The sequence below is a fragment of the Methanocalculus alkaliphilus genome, assembly GCF_024170505.1.
Classification (GTDB): domain Archaea; phylum Halobacteriota; class Methanomicrobia; order Methanomicrobiales; family Methanocorpusculaceae; genus Methanocalculus; species Methanocalculus alkaliphilus.
Genome location: NZ_JALJYG010000003.1, coordinates 88516 through 108165 on the forward strand (window position 1 = coordinate 88516; position 19650 = coordinate 108165).

Genomic DNA, 19650 nt, shown 5'->3' on the forward strand with positions numbered 1-19650 from the left:
ACTCGTGCACAGTCAGACAGGCAGGCTGAAGCTGAAGGGAGAGCCGGCTAGAGAGGAGATAGAAGCGATCACATCACGCCTGATGGGAGCAGAGACGCGATCTGACCTGGGTGATCTGATCGCAGAGGAGCTGCTCAATTACACACCCTATGACCTGATGGAGATTGCTTCTGCCCTGAAGCAGGAGATTAGAAACCTGCCACCAGACTATCGTGAGGAACTCTCTGAATATACATCCGAGCAGATATTTGGGACATACCACAGGATTCTCCTGATGAAGAGAGAGAGAAAGATGAGATATTTGCAGGATCATCTCCATAATAAGGTGGTTTTTCTGACATACTGCCATACGATGAAAGAGGCCTGCCTCCAACCGAATCATGCGGGGAGTGCACACATGACCCCGATGGGGAGACTCCTCTACTATCTCCTCTCTGCGTTTCGCATCTTCGTGCTTCATGAATCGGTCCACCCGGTTGGAACGCCCTTTCCCGGAGGGCTCCGGGTGCAGGAGAAGGGAGGGGTGATCTACTGCCCTGTCCGGGATCGGGCGGATGAGGTGCTCTATGCGCTCTGCCGGTTCTGCCCGGCAGAACAGGGATAGGAAGTCATACCCGGCAGAGATCCCGCATACCAAGCAGGACGATGAGCTTCTCGCCTTCACATACTTCTTCTGCAACGGTAAAAGCGATCATTCCCGCTTCGGTAAAGAGGGTGGTCACCTCTGCAATACCGGTCAGGGAAGAGATAAGGAGAAGAATCCTGCCCTGTATGGTCAGGTGATCAGGAGCAGACGCAAGGAAGCGTCGAATTGTCCTTCTTCCATCCTCTCCGCCATCAAGTGCATATTCCAGCCAGTCATCCATCCGCTCCTCCGCAGTCGTCGGGAGATACGGAGGATTGAAGATGATGAGATCAAACCGGCCCCTGATACCGGAGAAGAGATCGGTCCTGATGACCGGAACACCACGGGAATACGCCATCCCGGCGGCATGAGGATTGATATCTGTCGCCACAACCCTTTCGGCTATGGGAAGCAGACCATACGAGATTTCGCCGCTTCCCGTCCCTATCTCAAGCACCTGATCTCCCGGACGGAGAGCCCGGCGTGCCGCCTCAAGGAGGAGATGGGTATCCTCTGCAGGGGAGTAGACCTCGGGGTGATAGGGGGACATAGATACGCATTACTCTCTGTCTGCAAGGGCATTTGACATCTCTGCAAACGCCTCCAGAGACAGGTTCTCCGGCCGCATCGCAAGGGTTGCATCATCAAGGCTCTCTATGAGATCATCAATCAGGTCGGAGCCAAAGATGCCCCGGGCTGATTTCAGGCAGTTTCTGATGGTCTTTCTCCGGTGGGAAAAGAGCACCCGGACAAGATCCGCATACGCCATATGATCATGGATAGGGACCGGGGGATCCGTCGGGGTAAGCCGGACGACCATCGACCAGACCTCTGGCGGCGGGGAGAAGGCCTCGGGAGGGAGTTCAAGGAGGGGTTTGACCTTCGCATAGGTCTGCACCATCACCGAGAGGCGGCTTGTATCGGGCATACCCGCCGGGGTGAGCATACGCCGGGCAAACTCCCACTGGTACATCAGGACAGCGACCTCAAACCCAATCGAGAGAAGGCGGAATGTGATCGGAGAAGAGGCCGAATACGGAAGATTGGCAACGACGATATCAAATGCAGGGAGATCGCACCGGGTCGCATCACCATGAAGAAGGATGAGGCGGCCGGCAGCAATCTCATCTGCGAAACGAACCTGAAGATCGGAGACGAGAGAGCCATCAATCTCAACTGCGATGACGGTCGCCCCCCGATCAAGGAGGGCACGGGTCAGAATACCCCCGCCCGGACCGATCTCAAGGACCCGGCGGCCACTCACCGGAACCGCACCTGCGATCCGCCCGACTGCCAGGGGATCTGTAAGAAAATGCTGATCCAGCCGGGCTCTCATCGTGAAGTGAAGAGATGGTATTTGACGCTCGGATCCATAATCTCCTCAAGAATGCGTTCAGCAATCATCCTCTCAGGGTGTTGCATCGCCTTAATCCGACTCCTGATATCCTCAAAGCTTGTAAACGGTGCCTTCTGGCGCGCATCAAGGATTTCAGAGAGCAGCTTCTTCCCGATACCGGGGAGAAGGTGGAGCATATGAAGCTTCAGACTTATCGGTACGGATTTATTGAAGAACTCAATAAAGCGTGCCTCATTCTGAGAGACGATCTTCTCAATTGCAAAGGGAAGTTCAATACGGGCTGTTGATGTCAGCTCCTCGTATTTCAGCCGCCGTTTCACCCGTTCAACCTTCGGACGCTCCCCATCACCGATATAGAGCATCTCATGGATGTCCACATCGATGGTCTTTGGAATGATCTCAAGGAGTTTGAACTGATCAACACCAACTGCAATAACCACAGGTTCACGCTTGACAATCGGACGGGGATCGTCTGCGTACCCATGTTGCAGTACATCAATCGCTAACGCTTGATTCTCTTTCTTCTCCTCCCTCACTCTCATACCACATCACCGCTTTGATGAAACGAGATCAAGGATCGAGTCGAGTTCTTCAGGCGTCAGGGTGAAGCGTTCCTTTGCATACACTGCACGGAGCTCATCTCTGTTGACGGGCATCAGGTTTGCGATCCGGTATGCGATATCCGGTTTCATCTTCTCCATGCCAAGCAGTACGGAGACGAGCTCCCTTGAAGCTTCTGACGAGATTTTTGCGAGGTGATTGACATGTTCGATGCTCTTCTTCAGCTCGTAGGACATCTCTTTTCCGGACTCCAGGCGTGAAGCCTCAATCCTGAGAAGTTCTTCACGGATCTCCGGAAGGGTAACCCTCTCCTCGCTAATAAGTGCCTTGACTTTCATGACAATCACCAGATTACGTCTATTTAATATTTCTGCGCTTTTAGATGTTGTGGTCGTGCAATGACGGTCTTCGTTGCGTTTCCGTCTTTGATCTCAAGGACCCATGCCTGACCCCGCTGACCGATAACCGTTCCGGTCTTTCCATGGAACCTCCGGTGCGGCATCCCTTTGTGGATACTTGGTTCCACAACAATGTGAACCTTCTGCCCCTCGTCAAACTGCTGGATGACAGAGGTAACTGGTGGGAGACCACGTGCTCTGAGTGCTTTCTTGAACTTATATCGTGTCTTCTTCCGTGGACCGTTATGTAATGCCATGATTATTCGTCTCCATTCTCAGGCATACCCTCAACAGAGGTGACATCAAGTGTCACGACCAGTGCTGGTATACCGAGGATCTCTGAGAGGCTGGGGGTCGTCCTCCCGCCATCCCCTGATATGAGTTCCTTGATGTAAAGACCGGCCTCACCAACCACTTCGATCAGGTACCGGCCATCCTCCACATCCAGACACTCTATCTGAACGACCATACGTTCCCTGACAAGATCTGCCCTCCGATGTGCAACACGGCGGGGGGTGCGTTGATGGATAACTGCCCCATTCAGGGTATCCAGGGCTTTTCTGACCTCATCAAGGGACGTGTGGCCGTCAATATCGACCAGAATCCTGTATGTTTTATGCGCTTTGTGCGATTTAAGGGTTTCCACCTCACGCCTCGCACTCCATCGCTCAATCGAGACCTCGACCCTGCCATTCGCTGACTGATTGATGGCAGATTCAAGAGTCTTCAGATCAACACCACGATGGGTCGGAGAGAGAATCTCCATGATGAAGGGGCGGCCGGATCCGACCATCAGCGCATCGATATCTTCCCGGCCGGCACCATGCAGGAGAGCCCCTTCTGCCCTGAATAACTCCACAGCCGGTCTTCCGATGAGCTCTTCCACCGAATCGGGATACTGCCTCCCCGATCCCCCGCAGACCTCACAGCCGGATCCACGGCATGCGCGACAGTCCCAGTGTGTCTGGGGGATTCCACGCTCAAGTTTTCTGTATCGTCCATAAAAGAAGACCGGAGCGATCTGTACCTCAACGATCTCTTCAGGAATATTGAGGATGATGGTCACCTCGGGATTCTTCGTCTCACCACGCTTTCCGGTGATCCTGGCAACCGCCTTTCCGACCTCACGGTTCATCTCAGATTTCAGCGGTTCGGGATCTGATAAGGAGAAATCACTCCAGAGCATCTCCTCGGATTCTGCCATCATGGGAGGGACACGGGTCCCGATGACGAAGGTCTCATGATCGATGCCGGAAAGAGCAGCCGCAACACGCTCAGCCCACACATCAATCTCAGTGAAGAGATCCATACAGACGCTGCAGGTTCCGGGTTCGTAGGGGGTGAAGCGGTGATTCTCTGCAAGTGCGTGGCTCAGCCGGAGGGCGTGACCCCGCTCATCATTTGAGATCCCAAACGATCGCTTTGCAAAGAGCCGGCCGAGACAGTGATCGCAGATCGGTCCATATTCAAGAATTCTCCCGGTCAAAGAGAGGATATCCATTACAATCCCCTCCGATCCGCCTCATTGAGGACGATGGTGATCGTATGATCGGCATGCAGGACCTTTGGCCCGACCGAGATGCGTGGAAGATCAGCAACCAGTATCTCCTCTTCTTCGGTGAAGTTCTGATGATCAGAGAGGATGAGGTTCTCAGGAATCACCTCTGCAGACCGGATATCGGTACCCCCTTCATCAAGGATGGCAAACGGGTATTCTGTCAGAAGCCTCTCCAGGCCGCCACGCCGTACCGAGACCCCCGGTGATGATTCGGTAAACTCTTCCCCACAGGGCTTTGCAAGGGCTTTTTTGATGAGGGCTCCACTGCTCCGTTCATCAGGATTGAGTGATCTGACCCTCTCTCCGGAGAAGCGGACCGTCGTCTCCTCTCCACCTTTGAGTATGAGGTAACACTCAACATCCCGTCTCAGGTCATGGGAGAGGAAGAAGGAGGTATTCACACAGCGGCAGAGGACATCCATCCTCCCTGCACTTCCGGGCATATCATTGAGGGAAAAACCCGGATCCGTGACGGCACGATGGCCAATAATTGCAAACCGTCGCATAATGATTCCACACTGGACTCCTGGAGGGTGTTTGTGCCACAAACCAGGAAGGTATAGCTTAATTATATTGATGGACAGCCGCTTAATGATATGGAGAGGTATGGATGCAGATACCAAACGGGAGAGAGAGATAATGGGAACCTATAATCCGCGTGATGTCGTTATTGCACCATTCCCGTTCCACGATGGCAGGGGGAACAAAAACAGGCCGGCGGTCGTCCTCTCGGCCGGGGATAACCAGCTCCTCCTTGTACCCTGCACAAGCCGGCCGGCAGACAGGATCCCGTCGATCAGGATCGATCTCGACGACTTTGAGGAAGGTGGTCTTGACCTCTTCGATGAGAGCTACATCCTCACCACCGATCAGACCTGGATACCCGTACGAAAGATACTCTCAAAGAAAGGGAGGCTGACAAATGAAGCTTTTATGGAAGTAAAAAGGATAGCCCGGTCCTGAAACTATCCGAGCCTGTCACCGCCAAACTGCTTCATCATCCGGTTCATGGAGAAGCGTCCTCCTCCCTTGAAACCTTTCAATGCCTTCTGCATCATCTTATAATATTTGATGAGCTCCCGGACCTGGTCAACTGACGATCCGGAACCATATGCAATCCGGTGTACCCGGGATGTTCCAAGGACAGATGGATCATCAAGCTCCGCATCCGTCATCGAGTCCATGATCACCCGGTACCGCTGCATCTTCACAGAGGTGACATCATAGACCTCCCCGGGAAGATTCATATTACCGAGAGGAAGCATCGAGAGAACCTGCTTTAACGGACCCATCTTATTGAGGGCTTCAAGCTGTTTGTACATATCACGAAGGGTAAACTTCCCCTTCATCATTGCATTGACATCGAGATCATCGCTCTCGATCACCTCTTCAGCCCGCTCGACGAGGGCACGGAGATCCCCCATCCCAAGCAGCCTCGAGATGAATCCATCGGGATCGAACCGCTCGAGATCGTCGATCGTCTCACCGGAACCGATGAAGACGATGCCCGATCCCGTCTCGGCAACAGCCGAGAGGGCACCGCCACCTTTGGCAGTCCCATCCATCTTCGTGATGATGACCCCATCAATACCGATGGCCTCATGGAATCTCTTCGCCTGATCACGCGCCCCCTGACCAAGGGCCGCATCGATGACGAGCCACCGGTGCGTCGGTTTCGCCACGTCGTTGATCTGCATGATCTCCTCGATGAGATCATCTTCAAGGGCATGGCGGCCGGCAGTATCGACGATGATAACCTCAACATCACGGAGAGCCGTGAGGCCGTCTCTGACGATCTTCAGGGCATCCTTCTCGTTTGGATCGCCATAGACCGGGACATTAATCTTCTTACAGAGGGTCTGAAGCTGAACAAATGCACCTGGCCGGAAGTTGTCGCAGCAGATTGCTCCAACTTTCATCCCTTTCCGCTGAAGATACCGGCAGAGTTTGCCCGTCGTTGTCGTCTTCCCGGAGCCCTGCAGACCTGCCATCAGGATCTTCTGGGGTTTGAGCTCAAGCTCGGTCTCGGGACCCATCAGGGAGACGAGCTCCTGGTAGACGATTCGAAGGACATGATCCTTCACACCCATCCCTTTTGGAAGCTCCTCTTCAAGGGCACGATTCTTGATCGACTGAGAGAGCTGCATCACAAGTTTGACATTGACATCAGACTGGATGAGCGCCCGCTGGAGATCACGTATCAGCTCCTCAACGGCTGCCCTGTCGATAACAGCCTTCCCTGCAAGCTTTTTAACGGCATCTTTGAGAGATGTGGAGAGAGAATCGAGCATCGTTTAATCAGTCCCCCAGGATCGCATCGAGGATGAGATCAGGTGTAAATGGTTTGATATCCGAGTATTCCTGGCCGACCCCGAGGAAGACCAGTGGCTTTCCGATGGTGTAGGCGATGGAGATTGCCGCTCCACCTTTTGGATCCATATCCGCTTTCGTCAGGATGACACCATCAGCGCCGACGGTCCGGTCAAACTCGGCAGCCCGCACAACAGCGTCATTACCTGCCGTCGCCTCATCAACATACAGGATGAGATCCGGCTTCATAACCCGCCTGATCTTCTCAAGCTGACTCATCAGGTTTGCCCGGTTATGGAACCGGCCTGCGGTATCGGCGAGGACAACATCTATGGAATGAGCCCGTGCATACTCAACCGTGTCAAAGAGGACGGCAGACGGATCCGCACCCTCCTGATGGTGAATGAGGCGGACACCTATACGATCTGCATGAACCTGTATCTGTTCGATTGCCCCGGCACGGTAGGTATCACCGGCACCGATGACAACGGAGAAGCCTTCTCTTCGGAGGAGATCGGCGACCTTCGCAATTGATGTCGTCTTTCCGGTTCCATTAACACCTGTGAAGAGGATCTTCACCGGCCGGTCATGTGAACGGATATATGCAGAGATATCAAGGCCATCACCGAGAACCTCACGGAGCGCCTCTCTGAGTGCACCACTGACAATCTCTCCAGGTTCCTGACGGATCTTCCTGTTTGTGCCGACCAGGGAGGCCTTCATATGAGCGATGATCGCATCGGTCACCGGAAGGGCGACATCAGATTCAAGCAGAATCATCTCAAGATCAAAAAGCGGCTCTGCAACATCCTTCTCGGTCAGAACAAACTCACGTTCGACAACAAGTGTTTTGAATTTCTGAAAAAAACCGGTCTTTCGGACGGGCTGCTCCGTCTCCTCAGCCCATCTCTGCTTTGCAGATACGCGCCCCTGCTCATCCTTTTCAGGAGCCGGTGCAGAAACGGTATCTCCTGGTACGGTTTCCACCAGCGGTGCCGGGTCAGGCTCCGGATCTGCCGATGGGATATCTGCCTGTGCAGGAAGAACCGTCTCATCCTCTGCGACAGGTGAACCGGACTCCAAAACAGGCTTAGAATGCGCCTCTATGGAAGCGCCAAGCCTGTTTCGGACATCACGGAGTTTATTCCTGAGTCCTTCAAACATACTCCCCGATCAGCTCCGGCCACGGGACTGGGTCTGACCTGCCTGGTACAGCTGATCAAGGCGTCTTCCAACCTCTGCGGCCTGATTCTGAAGTTTCCCTATCGTCTCGGCAAGGCGTCTCCCCTGAGCCTCCATCTCACTGATCCGATCAGAAAGATACGAGACAGCCTCATCATTGGACTTCTTCACTGACACCCCTGAACCGATGCTGACGATGACAGCATCCGGATCGATGACGCGGGCATGGATGGCTGCGCCGGCACCGATGGGAAGGAGGGTGATGGCATCAGTCGTCTCTTTCAGCCCCTTCAGGCTCTCGATGGCGGCAGCCGACTCCATCCGTGCCTGTTCAACCATCTGGAGCTGCTGTGAGAATAGCTCGATCTGCTGGTTAAACTCGGATAGATACATCTGAAGCGTCTGGAACTCCTGTTCGGGCGTCGGAGTGCGGGTATTACTCTGCATTGACACTCTTTATGCTTTCAATTTTGATTAATCTTCGCTCGAGACGGTGTTTGCTACCGATCAGCGTATAAATGCGCTCTCTCGCCTGTACTTCGTTTGGTGCACCGATGACCTTGGTATATGGCTTCCAGGAATCACCGATCTTCACAGCACCACTCACTTCAAACTCTCTTAACTCCATTCATCTCACCGTAGTAATCCTAAGACGTCTTCCATCCTTCCAAGCTCAAAGCCTGTCGTTGCACCACCGGCGATGAAACCTTTTGAGTTTGCAATCACCCCGGTGCCAACAAGGATTGAACCCATATTGACAGAACCGCATCCGACCGGAAGCGAGGTGAGGGCCTCGACCCGGTCAATCTCATGTTGTGTCGCCCGTGGAGAGAGGAGAACACCTTTGTTCGTCACAACCGATGCCATCCCGACAGTCGGTATCCCGGCTATCTGCATCCGCTCGACGGGAACCTTGAGGAATTCGCTGATTCGATCCATCAGCGTGACCGGCATCTCCGGATGAACAAGGGCAAATTCGTCATTGACAAGAATGACATTGCCGGCAGCATTCATCGTCTCATCCAGGAGCATGACCTCCCCGTACTCCTCGAGCCGACCACGCTCTTCTTCACTGATCATCCCGGAGACCACCATTCCACGGCTGTTTCCCGTAATGAGAGATCCGATGATGGATGTACCTTGCAGGAACATCCGGACAATCTCAACATCAAGGGCTTCTGCTACAGCATCAGCAAAGCTATCGGGGACGGTCTCAGGAAGGATGGCAAACTCTTCAAATGCCCGGGCAAAAACCCCGATATTTGGATCGCCATCGAGGGACAGGGTATATTTCATCTTACTCACCGGCAAGTTCTGCCTGTACCTGGCCGTCAGAGAACTTCATTGCACGGACACGGATCATCCGTGGTGGCTTCTGGCTTCCGCGCTCCCAGACCTTCTCGTTGATATTCCGATCCAGTTTGACGTCCTCTGCCTTCATATGCTTCTCAAGGAATGTCCTGATATCCTTGATGGCGACTTTTGCCCGCTTCCACTTTGGAGCGCGTTTTGCATCCCTGAGCGGAATGTTATAGATCTGTTCCTTTACTGCCTCAACCATTGCCTACACCTTCAGAGTACTGCGTCTCCAGTTACGCCGCTTTGGATGGGACACAACTGCGCGCTTCGTCTTGATCATGACCCATGACGGAACTCTCCGGTTCTGCTGGGCGGCTTTCGCCATTCGAATCTTTCGGCCTTTTGTCAGCTTACTCATTGGTATTCACCAACCTGATCTCGTAATTCTTTTCTCCCGGTGACGAGAGACTGCTGATGATTCTTCGGAAAGATCCCCGACCAGTCGATGCCACGCCGGGTCATCTCATCGCGGATCTCGCGTTCATAATCACCATTCTGAATTTGTGACGTTTCACCATAGACGACGGTGAGCATCTGACCCACCAGTCGTTTTATTTCACGTCTGCCAAACCCAAGAAGGGGGCGTATATATGAGACCCCCGTTCTGTCTTCAAAGCTCTGCACTTCCGCTGGTGTCAGCATCGGCACACGGTCGAGAAACCGTGTGCCATCGGCGACCACCTCATATTCCTGTGCAAGAACACAGAGGGACCGTCGGTGGATCTCATTGATGGCCTCGTTTGGATACCCACACCGATTCAGTATCCCGATAACCTCATCAATGAAACCTGGCGCAAAGGTCATTTTTCTCCAGGGCAATCCCAGAGCCTCTGCCGCCGCCGCGACCTGTGAAACCTCCCGCATCGGGTCAAAGACAAACGTCGCAAGCTCTACTGAATAATCCCGCGACAGCAGGATTGCGGCAAGGCTGCTGTCCTTACCACCACTGTAGAGCATACCAACCTTCATCCTACCCGTCGGATTTTGAAGTCTTTCTTCTGCGGCACCAGTTGTGCGAGGAGCTGTTTGAGCTGTGCATCAGTGATCTTCTGTGTACTGGAGAGGCGCCCCTGCTGGGCAAGCATGACAAGCTGCTGCTCTACAGCACGTGCAAAGTCGGGTTTTGTCAGCTTGATGGTGTTTAACCGCTCACGTGCTTCAGGCTCAAGAACCTGCATGAGCACCATCTGGATCTGCTGTTCGACCTGACGCTGGCGCTCGGCCTCATGCTCCTCACTCTGCTGTTGTTGTTGAAGCTGTGCAAGCCGGCGCTGCCGGAGTTCGGCTAACTCATCGTCTCCCATGGAAGCGTCACCTCAGTACTTTTCAAGGCCGGGAGCCTTCGAAACAGCCTCATCTTTGAGACTGTATGCAGCCCGGTCAAGGAATGAACGGCCTGCGGGCGATACCTTCCGGCCACCGGCTGCCTTCTCAAGAAGACCGGCAGCCTCAAGCTGCTGGAAGATCTTCCTGGCGATTGATCCACTTCCTTTTCTGAAGCGGGAGGGTCTGGAACCCCGGTTCTGGGCTCCCCCATAGACACTCCGAAGTCTCTCAACGCCGACAGGACCGTCGACGTATACACGGCGCAGAACTGCTGCTGCGCGGAAATACCACCAGTCGGTGTTCTCTGGGGGCATCTCTTTATGAACTCCCGTCTTCACATACTCCGCCCATTCGGGTGCCTGGATCTCAGGTTTCTCCTTAAGATCCAGAGCGACCTTCCTGATGAGGAGATCAGCCGGGACATCAAATACCGTAGTCATGGTCTTTTCCTCACTGCTGTGTTTCACTAACAGTCTTTACTTATAAGCTGGCTCTATTGATATAAATTTCGAGGTCATGGGAGAAGAAGAGTCACCCTCTCTTCTTTGCAATCACCATCATCCGGCCACGGGTGGCAACAACAACCCCGCCTGTCCCTTCAACGATCGCCTCGGGATCGATTGAAGCGTTCTTCAGCCACTTGACCTTGATGATCGTTCTCACTTCCAGCTGTGATCTGATCTCCTGGGTAACCTCAGGAGTGATCCCCTGCTTTCCCACCCAGATCGTCGGTTTCAACGTCTGGATAGCTGATGTATCATACTTTTCCGTTATGCTCTTTCACCACCGGATAGCGTCGCTGATCCCGACAGAGAAGACAGGTTACAATCACCTTTCCATGCTGAATCCTGACCCGGGCAGTCCGGCCCGGTACCAGATATCCATAGCAGGTGCGACAGAACTGCCTCCTGTATCGTTTCGGCATTCGTAATCTCTGTTTCATTGCAATGCGTCGTGCAAGAGCAATGCACCGTTCTGCACGGCCGGTATCTCCATCTGCCCATTCTGCTGCCTGTGCAAAGAGAATATCGATGCGTTCCCGTGCGATCCGTTTCCCATTTCCCGGACGAAGTTTCTCTGCCATACCATCCACACCCGGAAAAGCCGTTTATTCTGCTTCATCAGAGATAAAGACCCGCCGCCCGTCAATCGTCAGGCGCCCCTCACAGAAGAGGGAGACGGCCTTCGGCAGCGCCTCATGCTCAAGCGTGAGGATTCGATCAGAGAGGGTTGATTCATCATCATCTTCGCTAACATCACACCAGCGCTGAAGGATAATGGGGCCGGTATCTGTACCCTCATCCACAAAATGTACCGTGCAGCCGGATAGGCGGACACCATACTCGATTGCCTGGCGGTGTGCATTCAGCCCGGCAAATGAAGGAAGGAGTGAAGGGTGGATATTGATGATCCTTCCGGCATACTCCCTGATGATGGACGAGCCAAGAATCCTCATGTACCCTGCAAGCACGATCAGATCGGGGTTCAATGATCGAAGAACAGCAGAAAGTTCCGCCTCATACTCATCCCTTGACCGGAACTCCTGATAATTGATAGTAATGACCGGGATACGCTGCCTCTCTGCCCTCACGGCAGCAAGTGTTCCGTTGCGATCAACGATGAGCCCAACACACCGGCCCGCAATCTTCCCCTCTGCAATCGCAGAGGCGACGGCAAGGAAGTTCGATCCCCTTCCCGATGCAAGCACGACGATGCGTTTCATACCATACCTATGGGTCGCTCATATCGTTAAGGATTCGCTACCACCAGGCTGCTTCCTGAAGATAAGTTTCACCTTCAGGATCTGCCTCCCCCGCATCTGGGTGACGATCAGCCGGGCAGATATCTCAGGGATCTCAAAGGACTCGCCAAGGTGGGGGATGTGGCCGAGACGGGTGAAGACGAGCCCCCCCACCGTCTCATAGCAGTCAGGCTCAAGTGGAAGGGGAGATTCAAGGATCTCATTGACATCCTCAACCCACGCCTGGGCATCGATCATATAGATGCCATCACCGAGTTTCTGAACCTCCTCTTCTTCCGTGTCAAACTCATCAAGGATATCGCCAACGAGTTCCTCAAGGATATCCTCGATTGTGACGACGCCGGCAAAACTCCCATACTCATCAAGGATGATTGCAATATGGGTCTGTTTAAACTGAAGCTCCTTGAGGAGATCATCGATCTTTTTGGACTCCGGAACAAAATACGCCTCATGGATAATATCCGGTATCTCCGTCTCTGATTCTCCGGAGTGGACCGCCCTGAAGACATCTTTCACATTCAGAATGCCGATGATATTCTCTTTCTGCGTATGATACACAGGAATCCGGGAGAATCCTGTCTCATGAAAGATATCCAGTGTCTCCTCGAGGTTTTTTGTATCATCAATCATGACCACATCCGGCCGGGGTGTCATCACGACACGGGCGGTTGTGTCCCCGAACCGGAAGACCGAGAAGAGCATCTCACGTTCATTCTCTTCTATTGCACCAGTCTCTTCACCGACATCGATCCATTCCTTGATCTCCTCTTCCGTCACCTCCTGATGGTAGGAAGCATCATCACGGGCATGAGCCTTCCGAATAATATCATTGAGCCAGAGGACCGGGGTGAGGATCTTCTGAAGGACCAGAATCGGGCGGGCAACAAAGAGGGCAAATGAGTCAACACGCTTTGAAGCATAGGTTTTTGGACCGATCTCCCCGATGACGAGCATCAGGATGACGACAACACCTGTTGCGATCCCCACCCCGGCATCTCCGAAATAGTCAATTGCAATCGCCGTTGCCAGGGTCGCCGCAGATACATTGACGACATTGTTCCCAATCAGGATCGTGATCAGAAGATGATCGGTGTTCTCCTTGAGTTTTGCAAGGGCAACAGCACTTTTGCTCCCTTCAGCGAGGAGGGTGCGGACCTTTGCCTTGTTAATTGCTATAAGAGCAACCTCGGATCCGGAGAAGAAACCAGATAAGAAGAGGCAGATAAAAAAGAGGGTAAAATGGAGTGCATCAGCCGCCATCAACTATCACCCCGTTCTGACGCTCTTCGTGAAGTATCGTTCATGGTTGCTTCGTGTAATCATTCTCTGGAGTTGAGAAATGATAAATATACCTGTTTGTGCCATGCTTCCCGGAAAGAGTCAGCCTCCCTTGAGAGGATGGCAATCTTCTCATCAAATCCTGGTGCCTCCGGGAAACCGAGATCTTCTATCTCGAAAATGACGGGACCGTCATACCCATATCTCCTCAATAGTCCGGCCAGCTCATTCATTCCACCGGTCAGGGTGAGGGGGTGATGCATGGATGAGCCTGAGGCATCACTTGCATGCACATTGACAAGACGATCCCCACAGAGTGAGAGGAACGCATCAGGAGATGAGGGGCCGCTCATCAGGGCATGGGCATAGTCGAAGGTAAAGAAGAGGTTCGGATACTCATCCAGCACGCTCCGGACAGCCTCAGGTGTTGTCAGGAGGGCGTTTACCTTCGGCTCCATATTCTCTACCGCAACTGCAACGGAGAGGCCCTGGGAAACCCGCTCAACTGCCTCCATGTAGTGTGCAAACCGATCCATGTCAGCCCTGCTCGGAGGCCGTTTCGCCGTCCTCCTGCCTGGATGAATCGTAACAACACCGGCACCGAGGTGCTCCGCAATCCGGATGGCTGAACAGGCAGTCTCAACCGATACCGTGGCGACTTCGGGGTTGACTGAGACCGGATTCAGATCAAGGACGGGGGCATGAACGGTGATCGGAACAAGTGACGGATAGTCGGCTGTCACCGCCTCAAGGCTCTTCAGCTTCCTCCCGGTCGTCCAGAACGATGGTGTTTCAAGCCAGAATTCAATCGTATCAAGACCTGATGCGACAATTCCCGAAAAGACAGAATGAAGGGCATACTCATGAAAGAACATGCTTGAAGCACCGAGCCGGACCATACGCAGATTCTTCACATCCGGACACAAATAGATTCCCATGCCCGGTGGTGAGCAGGCAACCCTTCTATCGGATGAGCCGGAGATCCTCTCCGTCGTCGATCTCTCCCGCATCATCAGGGAGAGGCTTGACACACCAGAACTCCGGGGGGTACGGGTCAGGGGTGAGGTGACCAATTACCGGCTCCACTCATCCGGTCATATGTACTTTTCACTCTCCGACAGAGGAGAGAACGGGGATGCGGCAATCGACTGTGTAATATGGCGCCGTGCCGCACAGAAGATCAGGATCCCGCCCGAAAACGGCATGGATGTTATCGTCACCGGCTATATCGATCACTATCCCCCGTATGGGAAGACACAGTTCATCGGAAATGAACTCATCCATGCAGGAGCCGGGGAAAAATATCTCCTCCTTGAACGATGGAGGCAGGAGCTGGCGAAGGAAGGCTGTTTCCTCGAATCCGAAAAGAAGCCTCTTCCCCCGTATCCCGCCCGTATCGGGGTCGTCACCTCAAGGACCGGGGCAGTCCTCCAGGATATCAGAAATATCCTTTCACGAAGGTTCCCGGTCGATCTCATCCTTTCACCGACACAGGTTCAGGGTGAATATGCCCATAGTGATATCTCAGCTGCGATAACCCGGCTGGATGGGCATGTGGATGTGATCATCGTTGCCCGTGGCGGGGGGAGCTTCGAGGATCTCTTCTGCTTCAACCATCCGGATGTCATTCGGGCAATCGCTGCCTGTTCAACCCCGATCATCTCAGCCATCGGCCATGAAGTGGATGTTACCCTCTCAGACCTTGCCAGTGATCTGCGGGCGCCGACCCCGTCTGCCGCCGCCGAACTCGTCGTCGCTGACCGGGCCCGGCTCCTGATTGAGCTTCAGGACAGGAGGGAGTCCATGCAGACAACCCTCCTTGACCGGATAGAGAGGTGCAGAGACGATCTGGAGGAACTCAGGCTCCGGATCATCAGCAGGAGATTAGAGCGGCGTCTCAGCGATATGAGACAGACCTCCTCGGACCTGCTGGAGCGGCTTCAGCGAGGGATGGCAGTCCGTCTTCAGAGGGAGAAGAGAGAGCTTGAGCACCTTACAACACAAATCCATGCCGCTGACAGCCGTGCACCCCTCAGACGAGGATATACCCTCCTCTTTGCTGAAGGAGAACTGATCAGATCAGCCGCTGAGCTGAAGAGAAGCGATACAGTAACGATCTACTTCTCAGATGGAGAGGCAGGGGCGACGATAACCGAGGTACACCATGACAGAGACATATGAAGAGATGGTAAAACGACTCCGTGAGATAGCACGGAGGCTTGAGGATCCGGATACACCCCTTGACGAGAGCATCAGGCTGTATCAGGATGGTATTGACCTGATCAAAAAGTGTGAATCATTCCTCTCAGACGCAGAACTTCGCATCCTCGAGATGACAGAAGAGTAGAGGGTCAGTCTACCCCTTCTGCAATAAGAATGACCTCCATCGCTGCACCGGAGGAGAGTGCCGCTATCAGCTCCTCCGGAAGGGTGCGCGCCACGAAATCTGACCTGATGCCGATTGTACGGCCGCAGACAAAGTCGCTTCTTCTCCAGACAAAATCTGTCGGATGATCGAGTGCCATCCGGGCAGATCCCTCTGACCGTATCTCACAGACGATACCCTCAACAGAGAGGATGGTCCGGAGAATCGTACGATCATCGGAGAGGAGATCACAAAAGGCATCTGAAAGGTCAATAAGAGATGCATCTGCTGAAATCCCGATGATACAATCACCTTTCAGGGTCATCTCGTCCTCAGTCGTGATCATAAATGTGGTCGGATGGCGGCCGGTTACATTGGCATGGCCCCGGCACTGAATGACTTCCCTGATCTCCATTGTTTAAGAGTCTCTATGTACTATCTATAGAGCATGTCGATATCGATCAGATGCCCTGGGTGTGAAGAGGAGACCGACCACGATATCGTTCGTGATGGATCACCCGCCACGGTACGCTGCTGTGAGTGTGATCACATACACCGCATCACCATTACAATCCCTGCCATACGTGAGATCCCTGCCATCGTCAGTAGCGAGGCTGAGTCAAAGAAAGGAGTCATAGAGCTTACAGATGATGAGCTGGTGAACGTCGGGGACACATTTGTCGCTGATGTCGGAGACGATATCTTTGGTGTCGAGGTGACCGGAATCGAGATCGGCCCTGCAAGGCGGAGGAGGGCTTCTGTAAAGGATATCACCTGCCTCTGGACGAGGGTGGTCGATACGGTCATTATCCGGGCATCACTCCATAAAGGGGCGACAACGATACCACTCTACGAAGCCGTGGATGGAGAGACTGCCTATACCATCGGGGAGATCACCGATGTCGGAGGACGTCAGTTCCGTGTAACCCGGATAAAAATGAGGGATGGACAGGTTATCAGAAAGCCGGGCTCCTATGCCGAGGCACGTTTTATCAAACGAATCTATGGTGAACGGTCATGATCGAATCAGGCAGGAAACTCACGACTTTAGTCGTGAGAGGAATGCCGATTGCCTGGTGTCGGTATAGTGTGTTGTTCTCCATGCTATTCTGGTCAGGATTGTGCAGTCTGTTGGTTTAGCAGATTGCGTTAATCGTTTTCCTGTTCTGAAATGGTGTAATGAGAGTCGTTCTTTGATTGAACCTCCTATATAGGATAAACCGTGTTTGAAATGGTTGACTAATGTTCCACGGATTAGGTTCAGAGAGATCGTTCCTCCATAAGGTTTTCTGATCCCTCCTGTTTCGGGTTGGAGTCGGTGGAGTTGACGACGATGGAACCTGATCGGAGTCCAATAAAATAAACCTCGTTCTGTTGGTTGTTTGGCTCCGGAAACGTCTGCCGCCATAACCCAGGCATCTACTGCATGAGAGGAGAAGACAGGTTTCTTCTTCTGAGAGGTCTTTCTGAGGTTGAATCGATCCCGGAGGTCTTTGGTTTCATATCCGGTACGAAGATGGAGATCGAGGTTGAGAGATCGGATTGTACGGTAAAACCATTGTTTACCCACCTCTAAAGGAGAGAAGTTGGAGTTCCATTGTTTGCAGTTCTTTTTGGTTACTGCGGCAATATCTTCGACAGCAACATCTGTCAGAGGGATGATCTTTTGGAGCTGTGTTACAATCCGGAGTTTGGCGTTCCATCTGGCGCGAGTACTCGGCGGGATGGAGGATCTGTTTTTGAGACGGTTTCTGAATCGTGCAGGACGCCTCCAACAATGACGGTATCTTCTGGATCTTCGCATGGTTCGACGGGTTTCAACCGCCTTTTCGACATGTTTTGGTGTTTCGGACATGCCGTTTAGAACGGTTTCTTGTGTACCAACAATAGACCATCCTTCAAAGGAACTACCCGGATCAATACCGATGACGAGAGGTTGGTTGTCTGGATTGACCTGATAGGTGAGGATGATGCAGAATATACCGAGTTTGTTCCAATAGGGTCTGGCTTTACCTTGTTTCAGTAAGAGCCGGGCTCTTGTCGGTGTTGTCGGCATAAGAGGTGTTTTGTTAGTGTCTAATACAGGGATTCGCATGAGGGATTACCTCCATCCGGTTAAACCGGAGTTACATGTCTCTTCGGAGTGGCAAGACAGGCTTAGTATCTGAAAAGATACGTCGGATTCGGCGTGTCCGGAAGAGGGCAGAACTAGAGAAACATTCTGCCGTTCTTGTAGCCCGTAATGCTGCTGCATATCTGAATATGCCTCCTAGTCTAACTGTTTAGTCTCGCGTAGCCGTTTGCAAGCCCATGACTTTAGTCATGGGTGGTTGACAGATATTTTTTAACAAGTTCCTCGAACTCTTCGCGATGAAGGACACCCTCAACCTTTTCGACGACGGCCCCATCTGAAATGATGACCGTCGTCGGTGTCACCCTGAGTTGGTACTCACTAATATATTCAGGGTTTGATTTTGCATTAATCGATTCGATGGGGACTGATAACGCCTCTTCAATCTCTGTATTGATCGGTTCCTGTTCAAGACACCCCATACACCCATCCTGGTAAAAGGAGAGAATCTTCACAACCATGATCGTGATTCTTCGTGGTGAAGATGAAAAAAGTATTGGTTTATGATACCGCTCTGACAGAGTGGATCGTGACAACGGCATGTGAATAGCCATACCTGAGCGTGATCGTATCATCGGTCATGGCCATCACATAGGCAAACCGTGTCTTTACATCAGGCTCAACGCCATCAAGTGCAATCGTTGGAGAGTCGGCAAATCCGAGCGGAACCAGTTCACCGATCTGTACCGTCTCAATGTCTCCGCCTATTTCTTTAAACTGGTCGAAGGTCATCTCCCTGGCAAGCGGGGAATCGGGATCCTCAAAAGTGAAGGGGACGGTGATCCGGTCACGTTCACGATGTCCGATGACTGAATCGGCTATCGCCTTAAATTCTGTCCTGAAGAGTGCAAACGGAGAGATCCCAGCATAGCGATGCGGAATAGCGATGGTATCATCTGCCGGAGCATACCCTGCAGTCACCTGGATCGGCCCGGAGAGGTAGACAAAAATATTATCCCTCTCTGCATCTGCCATAACCTGATCGGATGTGGTCAGAACAGGTATTCCATCATCATTGTATAGTGTATAATCGATAACAACGCCATCGCCCGGCTGGATAGCACGAAGCCCGCCAATCCATCCGGTCCCAAGGAGAGAGAGCGCCATCATTGCAGCAAAAAGAACAGCGATGGATATCGCTCCAATCTTCGTCCAGTTGACAGGCTCTGCCTTCTTTTTCTTCTTCTGCTGTGCCATATTGATATAAATATTGTCACCGGACATCTAAAGCCTTTGTCAATACCCCTCATTTTGATGCAGATGAGAGAAAGGGGTTGCTGATGGTGCGACAGGATCACGCGATGGCCGGTCCTTTGCAATAACTGATAACGAATATAATCCCCAATTGACCCAAACACCTATTAGGACTTTATACAAGGGTACTAATGCAGGAAGGTTTTTGATACAGAACTCATAAGAACATATTATTTTATCATCC

31 protein-coding genes are annotated in these 19650 nt (G+C 52.7%); 5 read left to right on the forward strand and 26 right to left on the reverse strand.

Annotation, left to right across the window (positions count from 1 at the left end; translation table 11 throughout):
* The first annotated feature begins 4 nt into the window (after nt 1-4).
* Entirely contained in the window at nt 5-604 is a 600-nt protein-coding gene (locus tag J2T58_RS03340) for a DUF2115 domain-containing protein (RefSeq protein ID WP_253487418.1), read from the forward strand.
* 4 nt (nt 605-608) lie between these two features.
* Here the strand turns inward: J2T58_RS03340 and J2T58_RS03345 are convergent, their stop codons facing one another.
* The 7 genes from J2T58_RS03345 to trmY are packed head-to-tail and all read right to left on the reverse strand — an operon-like array spanning nt 609 to nt 5005.
* A complete protein-coding gene (locus tag J2T58_RS03345; protein ID WP_253487420.1) occupies nt 609-1175 on the reverse strand; it encodes a HemK2/MTQ2 family protein methyltransferase in 567 nt (188 codons plus the stop codon).
* A gap of 9 nt (nt 1176-1184) precedes the next feature.
* Nucleotides 1185-1961: a 16S rRNA (adenine(1518)-N(6)/adenine(1519)-N(6))-dimethyltransferase RsmA gene (rsmA, locus tag J2T58_RS03350; protein WP_253487422.1), complete on the reverse strand. Its 777-nt coding sequence runs from the start codon at nt 1959-1961 to the stop codon at nt 1185-1187.
* A complete protein-coding gene (locus J2T58_RS03355; RefSeq protein WP_253487580.1) occupies nt 1958-2518 on the reverse strand; it encodes a DUF655 domain-containing protein in 561 nt (186 codons plus the stop codon). The genes rsmA and J2T58_RS03355 overlap by 4 nt, the downstream gene beginning before the upstream one ends.
* 12 nt (nt 2519-2530) lie before the next feature.
* Entirely contained in the window at nt 2531-2881 is a 351-nt protein-coding gene (locus J2T58_RS03360) for an RNA polymerase Rpb4 family protein (RefSeq protein ID WP_253487423.1), read from the reverse strand.
* Nucleotides 2882-2904: 23 nt separating this feature from the next.
* Nucleotides 2905-3198 (reverse strand): 50S ribosomal protein L21e, encoded by a 294-nt coding sequence (locus tag J2T58_RS03365; protein ID WP_211530280.1) that lies wholly within the window; start codon nt 3196-3198, stop codon nt 2905-2907.
* 2 nt (nt 3199-3200) lie between these two features.
* Nucleotides 3201-4442, reverse strand: a complete 1242-nt coding sequence (locus tag J2T58_RS03370) for a tRNA pseudouridine(54/55) synthase Pus10 (RefSeq protein WP_253487424.1) — start codon at nt 4440-4442, stop codon at nt 3201-3203.
* Nucleotides 4442-5005, reverse strand: a complete 564-nt coding sequence (gene trmY / locus J2T58_RS03375; protein WP_253487425.1) for a tRNA (pseudouridine(54)-N(1))-methyltransferase TrmY — start codon at nt 5003-5005, stop codon at nt 4442-4444. The genes J2T58_RS03370 and trmY overlap by 1 nt, the downstream gene beginning before the upstream one ends.
* A gap of 100 nt (nt 5006-5105) precedes the next feature.
* Here trmY and J2T58_RS03380 point away from each other — a divergent pair, with 100 nt between their 5' ends.
* Entirely contained in the window at nt 5106-5462 is a 357-nt protein-coding gene (locus J2T58_RS03380; RefSeq protein ID WP_253487426.1) for a type II toxin-antitoxin system PemK/MazF family toxin, read from the forward strand.
* Nucleotides 5463-5464: 2 nt separating this feature from the next.
* Here the strand turns inward: J2T58_RS03380 and J2T58_RS03385 are convergent, their stop codons facing one another.
* From J2T58_RS03385 to J2T58_RS03455, 15 genes are all read right to left on the reverse strand, one after another.
* Nucleotides 5465-6790: a signal recognition particle protein Srp54 gene (locus J2T58_RS03385; protein ID WP_253487428.1), complete on the reverse strand. Its 1326-nt coding sequence runs from the start codon at nt 6788-6790 to the stop codon at nt 5465-5467.
* 7 nt (nt 6791-6797) lie between these two features.
* Nucleotides 6798-7973: a signal recognition particle-docking protein FtsY gene (gene ftsY, locus J2T58_RS03390; RefSeq protein WP_253487431.1), complete on the reverse strand. Its 1176-nt coding sequence runs from the start codon at nt 7971-7973 to the stop codon at nt 6798-6800.
* 9 nt (nt 7974-7982) lie between these two features.
* Nucleotides 7983-8438: a prefoldin subunit alpha gene (pfdA, locus tag J2T58_RS03395; RefSeq protein WP_253487433.1), complete on the reverse strand. Its 456-nt coding sequence runs from the start codon at nt 8436-8438 to the stop codon at nt 7983-7985.
* Complete coding sequence (gene rpl18a, locus J2T58_RS03400; RefSeq protein ID WP_253487435.1) at nt 8428-8619, reverse strand: 50S ribosomal protein L18Ae; 192 nt, start codon at nt 8617-8619, stop codon at nt 8428-8430. Before rpl18a ends, pfdA begins: the two co-directional genes overlap by 11 nt.
* A gap of 5 nt (nt 8620-8624) precedes the next feature.
* On the reverse strand, nt 8625-9287 hold the full coding sequence (locus J2T58_RS03405; protein ID WP_253487437.1) for a translation initiation factor IF-6: 663 nt from the start codon (nt 9285-9287) through the stop codon (nt 8625-8627).
* A 1-nt stretch (nt 9288) separates the two neighbouring features.
* The gene (locus J2T58_RS03410) at nt 9289-9552 is read right to left on the reverse strand and encodes a 50S ribosomal protein L31e (RefSeq protein WP_253487439.1); all 264 of its coding nucleotides are present in this window, start codon (nt 9550-9552) and stop codon (nt 9289-9291) included.
* Between the two features lie 3 nt (nt 9553-9555).
* Entirely contained in the window at nt 9556-9708 is a 153-nt protein-coding gene (locus J2T58_RS03415) for a 50S ribosomal protein L39e (RefSeq protein WP_211530270.1), read from the reverse strand.
* Complete coding sequence (locus tag J2T58_RS03420; RefSeq protein WP_366518431.1) at nt 9705-10307, reverse strand: DUF7411 family protein; 603 nt, start codon at nt 10305-10307, stop codon at nt 9705-9707. The genes J2T58_RS03415 and J2T58_RS03420 overlap by 4 nt, the downstream gene beginning before the upstream one ends.
* An 8-nt stretch (nt 10308-10315) precedes the next feature.
* On the reverse strand, nt 10316-10654 hold the full coding sequence (locus J2T58_RS03425; RefSeq protein ID WP_253487441.1) for a DNA-binding protein: 339 nt from the start codon (nt 10652-10654) through the stop codon (nt 10316-10318).
* Nucleotides 10655-10666: 12 nt separating this feature from the next.
* A complete protein-coding gene (locus J2T58_RS03430; protein ID WP_253487442.1) occupies nt 10667-11116 on the reverse strand; it encodes a 30S ribosomal protein S19e in 450 nt (149 codons plus the stop codon).
* Between the two features lie 91 nt (nt 11117-11207).
* Nucleotides 11208-11450, reverse strand: a complete 243-nt coding sequence (locus J2T58_RS03435; RefSeq protein WP_366518437.1) for a YhbY family RNA-binding protein — start codon at nt 11448-11450, stop codon at nt 11208-11210.
* Nucleotides 11434-11760, reverse strand: a complete 327-nt coding sequence (locus J2T58_RS03440; RefSeq protein WP_253487444.1) for a ribonuclease P protein component 4 — start codon at nt 11758-11760, stop codon at nt 11434-11436. The genes J2T58_RS03435 and J2T58_RS03440 overlap by 17 nt, the downstream gene beginning before the upstream one ends.
* Nucleotides 11761-11784: 24 nt before the next feature.
* Nucleotides 11785-12399 carry a phosphoribosylglycinamide formyltransferase gene (purN, locus tag J2T58_RS03445; RefSeq protein ID WP_253487445.1) on the reverse strand — a complete coding sequence of 205 codons (615 nt, stop codon included), beginning with the start codon at nt 12397-12399 and terminating at the stop codon, nt 11785-11787.
* 18 nt (nt 12400-12417) lie between these two features.
* The gene (locus J2T58_RS03450; protein ID WP_253487447.1) at nt 12418-13698 is read right to left on the reverse strand and encodes a hemolysin family protein; all 1281 of its coding nucleotides are present in this window, start codon (nt 13696-13698) and stop codon (nt 12418-12420) included.
* A 59-nt stretch (nt 13699-13757) separates the two neighbouring features.
* The gene (locus J2T58_RS03455; RefSeq protein WP_253487449.1) at nt 13758-14615 is read right to left on the reverse strand and encodes a sugar phosphate isomerase/epimerase family protein; all 858 of its coding nucleotides are present in this window, start codon (nt 14613-14615) and stop codon (nt 13758-13760) included.
* A gap of 37 nt (nt 14616-14652) precedes the next feature.
* Between J2T58_RS03455 and xseA the strand changes: the two genes are divergently transcribed.
* Both xseA and xseB read left to right on the forward strand, forming a co-directional pair.
* The gene (xseA, locus tag J2T58_RS03460; protein ID WP_253487451.1) at nt 14653-15897 is read left to right on the forward strand and encodes an exodeoxyribonuclease VII large subunit; all 1245 of its coding nucleotides are present in this window, start codon (nt 14653-14655) and stop codon (nt 15895-15897) included.
* Nucleotides 15881-16063, forward strand: coding sequence for an exodeoxyribonuclease VII small subunit (xseB, locus tag J2T58_RS03465; RefSeq protein ID WP_253487453.1), 183 nt, complete (start codon nt 15881-15883; stop codon nt 16061-16063). Before xseA ends, xseB begins: the two co-directional genes overlap by 17 nt.
* Before the next feature lie 4 nt (nt 16064-16067).
* Here xseB and J2T58_RS03470 read toward each other — a convergent pair whose 3' ends face one another.
* The gene (locus tag J2T58_RS03470) at nt 16068-16496 is read right to left on the reverse strand and encodes a DUF371 domain-containing protein (protein ID WP_253487455.1); all 429 of its coding nucleotides are present in this window, start codon (nt 16494-16496) and stop codon (nt 16068-16070) included.
* Nucleotides 16497-16529: 33 nt separating this feature from the next.
* Between J2T58_RS03470 and J2T58_RS03475 the strand changes: the two genes are divergently transcribed.
* Nucleotides 16530-17102, forward strand: coding sequence for an HVO_0476 family zinc finger protein (locus tag J2T58_RS03475; protein WP_253487457.1), 573 nt, complete (start codon nt 16530-16532; stop codon nt 17100-17102).
* A gap of 18 nt (nt 17103-17120) precedes the next feature.
* On the opposite strand, the gene J2T58_RS03480 is transcribed toward J2T58_RS03475, so the two are convergent.
* The 3 genes from J2T58_RS03480 to J2T58_RS03490 form a co-directional block, all read right to left on the reverse strand.
* On the reverse strand, nt 17121-18176 hold the full coding sequence (locus tag J2T58_RS03480; RefSeq protein WP_253487459.1) for an RRXRR domain-containing protein: 1056 nt from the start codon (nt 18174-18176) through the stop codon (nt 17121-17123).
* A 221-nt stretch (nt 18177-18397) separates the two neighbouring features.
* On the reverse strand, nt 18398-18673 hold the full coding sequence (locus J2T58_RS03485; protein ID WP_253487461.1) for a thioredoxin family protein: 276 nt from the start codon (nt 18671-18673) through the stop codon (nt 18398-18400).
* Between the two features lie 40 nt (nt 18674-18713).
* Entirely contained in the window at nt 18714-19409 is a 696-nt protein-coding gene (locus J2T58_RS03490; RefSeq protein ID WP_253487463.1) for a hypothetical protein, read from the reverse strand.
* Nucleotides 19410-19650 lie beyond the last annotated feature (241 nt).

What these genes read in the sequence shown, in the direction of transcription:
- J2T58_RS03480 (WP_253487459.1), bottom strand. Translation starts at nt 18,176, where the DNA reads ATGCGAATCCCTGTATTAGACACTAACAAAACACCTCTTATGCCGACA.
- J2T58_RS03410 (WP_253487439.1), bottom strand. Translation starts at nt 9,552, where the DNA reads ATGGTTGAGGCAGTAAAGGAACAGATCTATAACATTCCGCTCAGGGAT.
- J2T58_RS03440 (WP_253487444.1), bottom strand. Translation starts at nt 11,760, where the DNA reads ATGGCAGAGAAACTTCGTCCGGGAAATGGGAAACGGATCGCACGGGAA.
- xseB (WP_253487453.1), top strand. Translation starts at nt 15,881, where the DNA reads ATGACAGAGACATATGAAGAGATGGTAAAACGACTCCGTGAGATAGCA.
- J2T58_RS03365 (WP_211530280.1), bottom strand. Translation starts at nt 3,198, where the DNA reads ATGGCATTACATAACGGTCCACGGAAGAAGACACGATATAAGTTCAAG.
- J2T58_RS03490 (WP_253487463.1), bottom strand. Translation starts at nt 19,409, where the DNA reads ATGGCACAGCAGAAGAAGAAAAAGAAGGCAGAGCCTGTCAACTGGACG.
- J2T58_RS03450 (WP_253487447.1), bottom strand. Translation starts at nt 13,698, where the DNA reads ATGGCGGCTGATGCACTCCATTTTACCCTCTTTTTTATCTGCCTCTTC.
- J2T58_RS03385 (WP_253487428.1), bottom strand. Translation starts at nt 6,790, where the DNA reads ATGCTCGATTCTCTCTCCACATCTCTCAAAGATGCCGTTAAAAAGCTT.
- pfdA (WP_253487433.1), bottom strand. Translation starts at nt 8,438, where the DNA reads ATGCAGAGTAATACCCGCACTCCGACGCCCGAACAGGAGTTCCAGACG.
- J2T58_RS03475 (WP_253487457.1), top strand. Translation starts at nt 16,530, where the DNA reads ATGTCGATATCGATCAGATGCCCTGGGTGTGAAGAGGAGACCGACCAC.
- J2T58_RS03345 (WP_253487420.1), bottom strand. Translation starts at nt 1,175, where the DNA reads ATGTCCCCCTATCACCCCGAGGTCTACTCCCCTGCAGAGGATACCCAT.
- J2T58_RS03405 (WP_253487437.1), bottom strand. Translation starts at nt 9,287, where the DNA reads ATGAAATATACCCTGTCCCTCGATGGCGATCCAAATATCGGGGTTTTT.
- J2T58_RS03455 (WP_253487449.1), bottom strand. Translation starts at nt 14,615, where the DNA reads ATGGTCCGGCTCGGTGCTTCAAGCATGTTCTTTCATGAGTATGCCCTT.
- purN (WP_253487445.1), bottom strand. Translation starts at nt 12,399, where the DNA reads ATGAAACGCATCGTCGTGCTTGCATCGGGAAGGGGATCGAACTTCCTT.
- J2T58_RS03485 (WP_253487461.1), bottom strand. Translation starts at nt 18,673, where the DNA reads ATGGTTGTGAAGATTCTCTCCTTTTACCAGGATGGGTGTATGGGGTGT.
- J2T58_RS03380 (WP_253487426.1), top strand. Translation starts at nt 5,106, where the DNA reads ATGGATGCAGATACCAAACGGGAGAGAGAGATAATGGGAACCTATAAT.
- xseA (WP_253487451.1), top strand. Translation starts at nt 14,653, where the DNA reads ATGCCCGGTGGTGAGCAGGCAACCCTTCTATCGGATGAGCCGGAGATC.
- J2T58_RS03370 (WP_253487424.1), bottom strand. Translation starts at nt 4,442, where the DNA reads ATGGATATCCTCTCTTTGACCGGGAGAATTCTTGAATATGGACCGATC.
- J2T58_RS03470 (WP_253487455.1), bottom strand. Translation starts at nt 16,496, where the DNA reads ATGGAGATCAGGGAAGTCATTCAGTGCCGGGGCCATGCCAATGTAACC.
- trmY (WP_253487425.1), bottom strand. Translation starts at nt 5,005, where the DNA reads ATGCGACGGTTTGCAATTATTGGCCATCGTGCCGTCACGGATCCGGGT.
- J2T58_RS03430 (WP_253487442.1), bottom strand. Translation starts at nt 11,116, where the DNA reads ATGACTACGGTATTTGATGTCCCGGCTGATCTCCTCATCAGGAAGGTC.
- ftsY (WP_253487431.1), bottom strand. Translation starts at nt 7,973, where the DNA reads ATGTTTGAAGGACTCAGGAATAAACTCCGTGATGTCCGAAACAGGCTT.
- J2T58_RS03420 (WP_366518431.1), bottom strand. Translation starts at nt 10,307, where the DNA reads ATGCTCTACAGTGGTGGTAAGGACAGCAGCCTTGCCGCAATCCTGCTG.
- J2T58_RS03360 (WP_253487423.1), bottom strand. Translation starts at nt 2,881, where the DNA reads ATGAAAGTCAAGGCACTTATTAGCGAGGAGAGGGTTACCCTTCCGGAG.
- rpl18a (WP_253487435.1), bottom strand. Translation starts at nt 8,619, where the DNA reads ATGGAGTTAAGAGAGTTTGAAGTGAGTGGTGCTGTGAAGATCGGTGAT.
- rsmA (WP_253487422.1), bottom strand. Translation starts at nt 1,961, where the DNA reads ATGAGAGCCCGGCTGGATCAGCATTTTCTTACAGATCCCCTGGCAGTC.
- J2T58_RS03425 (WP_253487441.1), bottom strand. Translation starts at nt 10,654, where the DNA reads ATGGGAGACGATGAGTTAGCCGAACTCCGGCAGCGCCGGCTTGCACAG.
- J2T58_RS03415 (WP_211530270.1), bottom strand. Translation starts at nt 9,708, where the DNA reads ATGAGTAAGCTGACAAAAGGCCGAAAGATTCGAATGGCGAAAGCCGCC.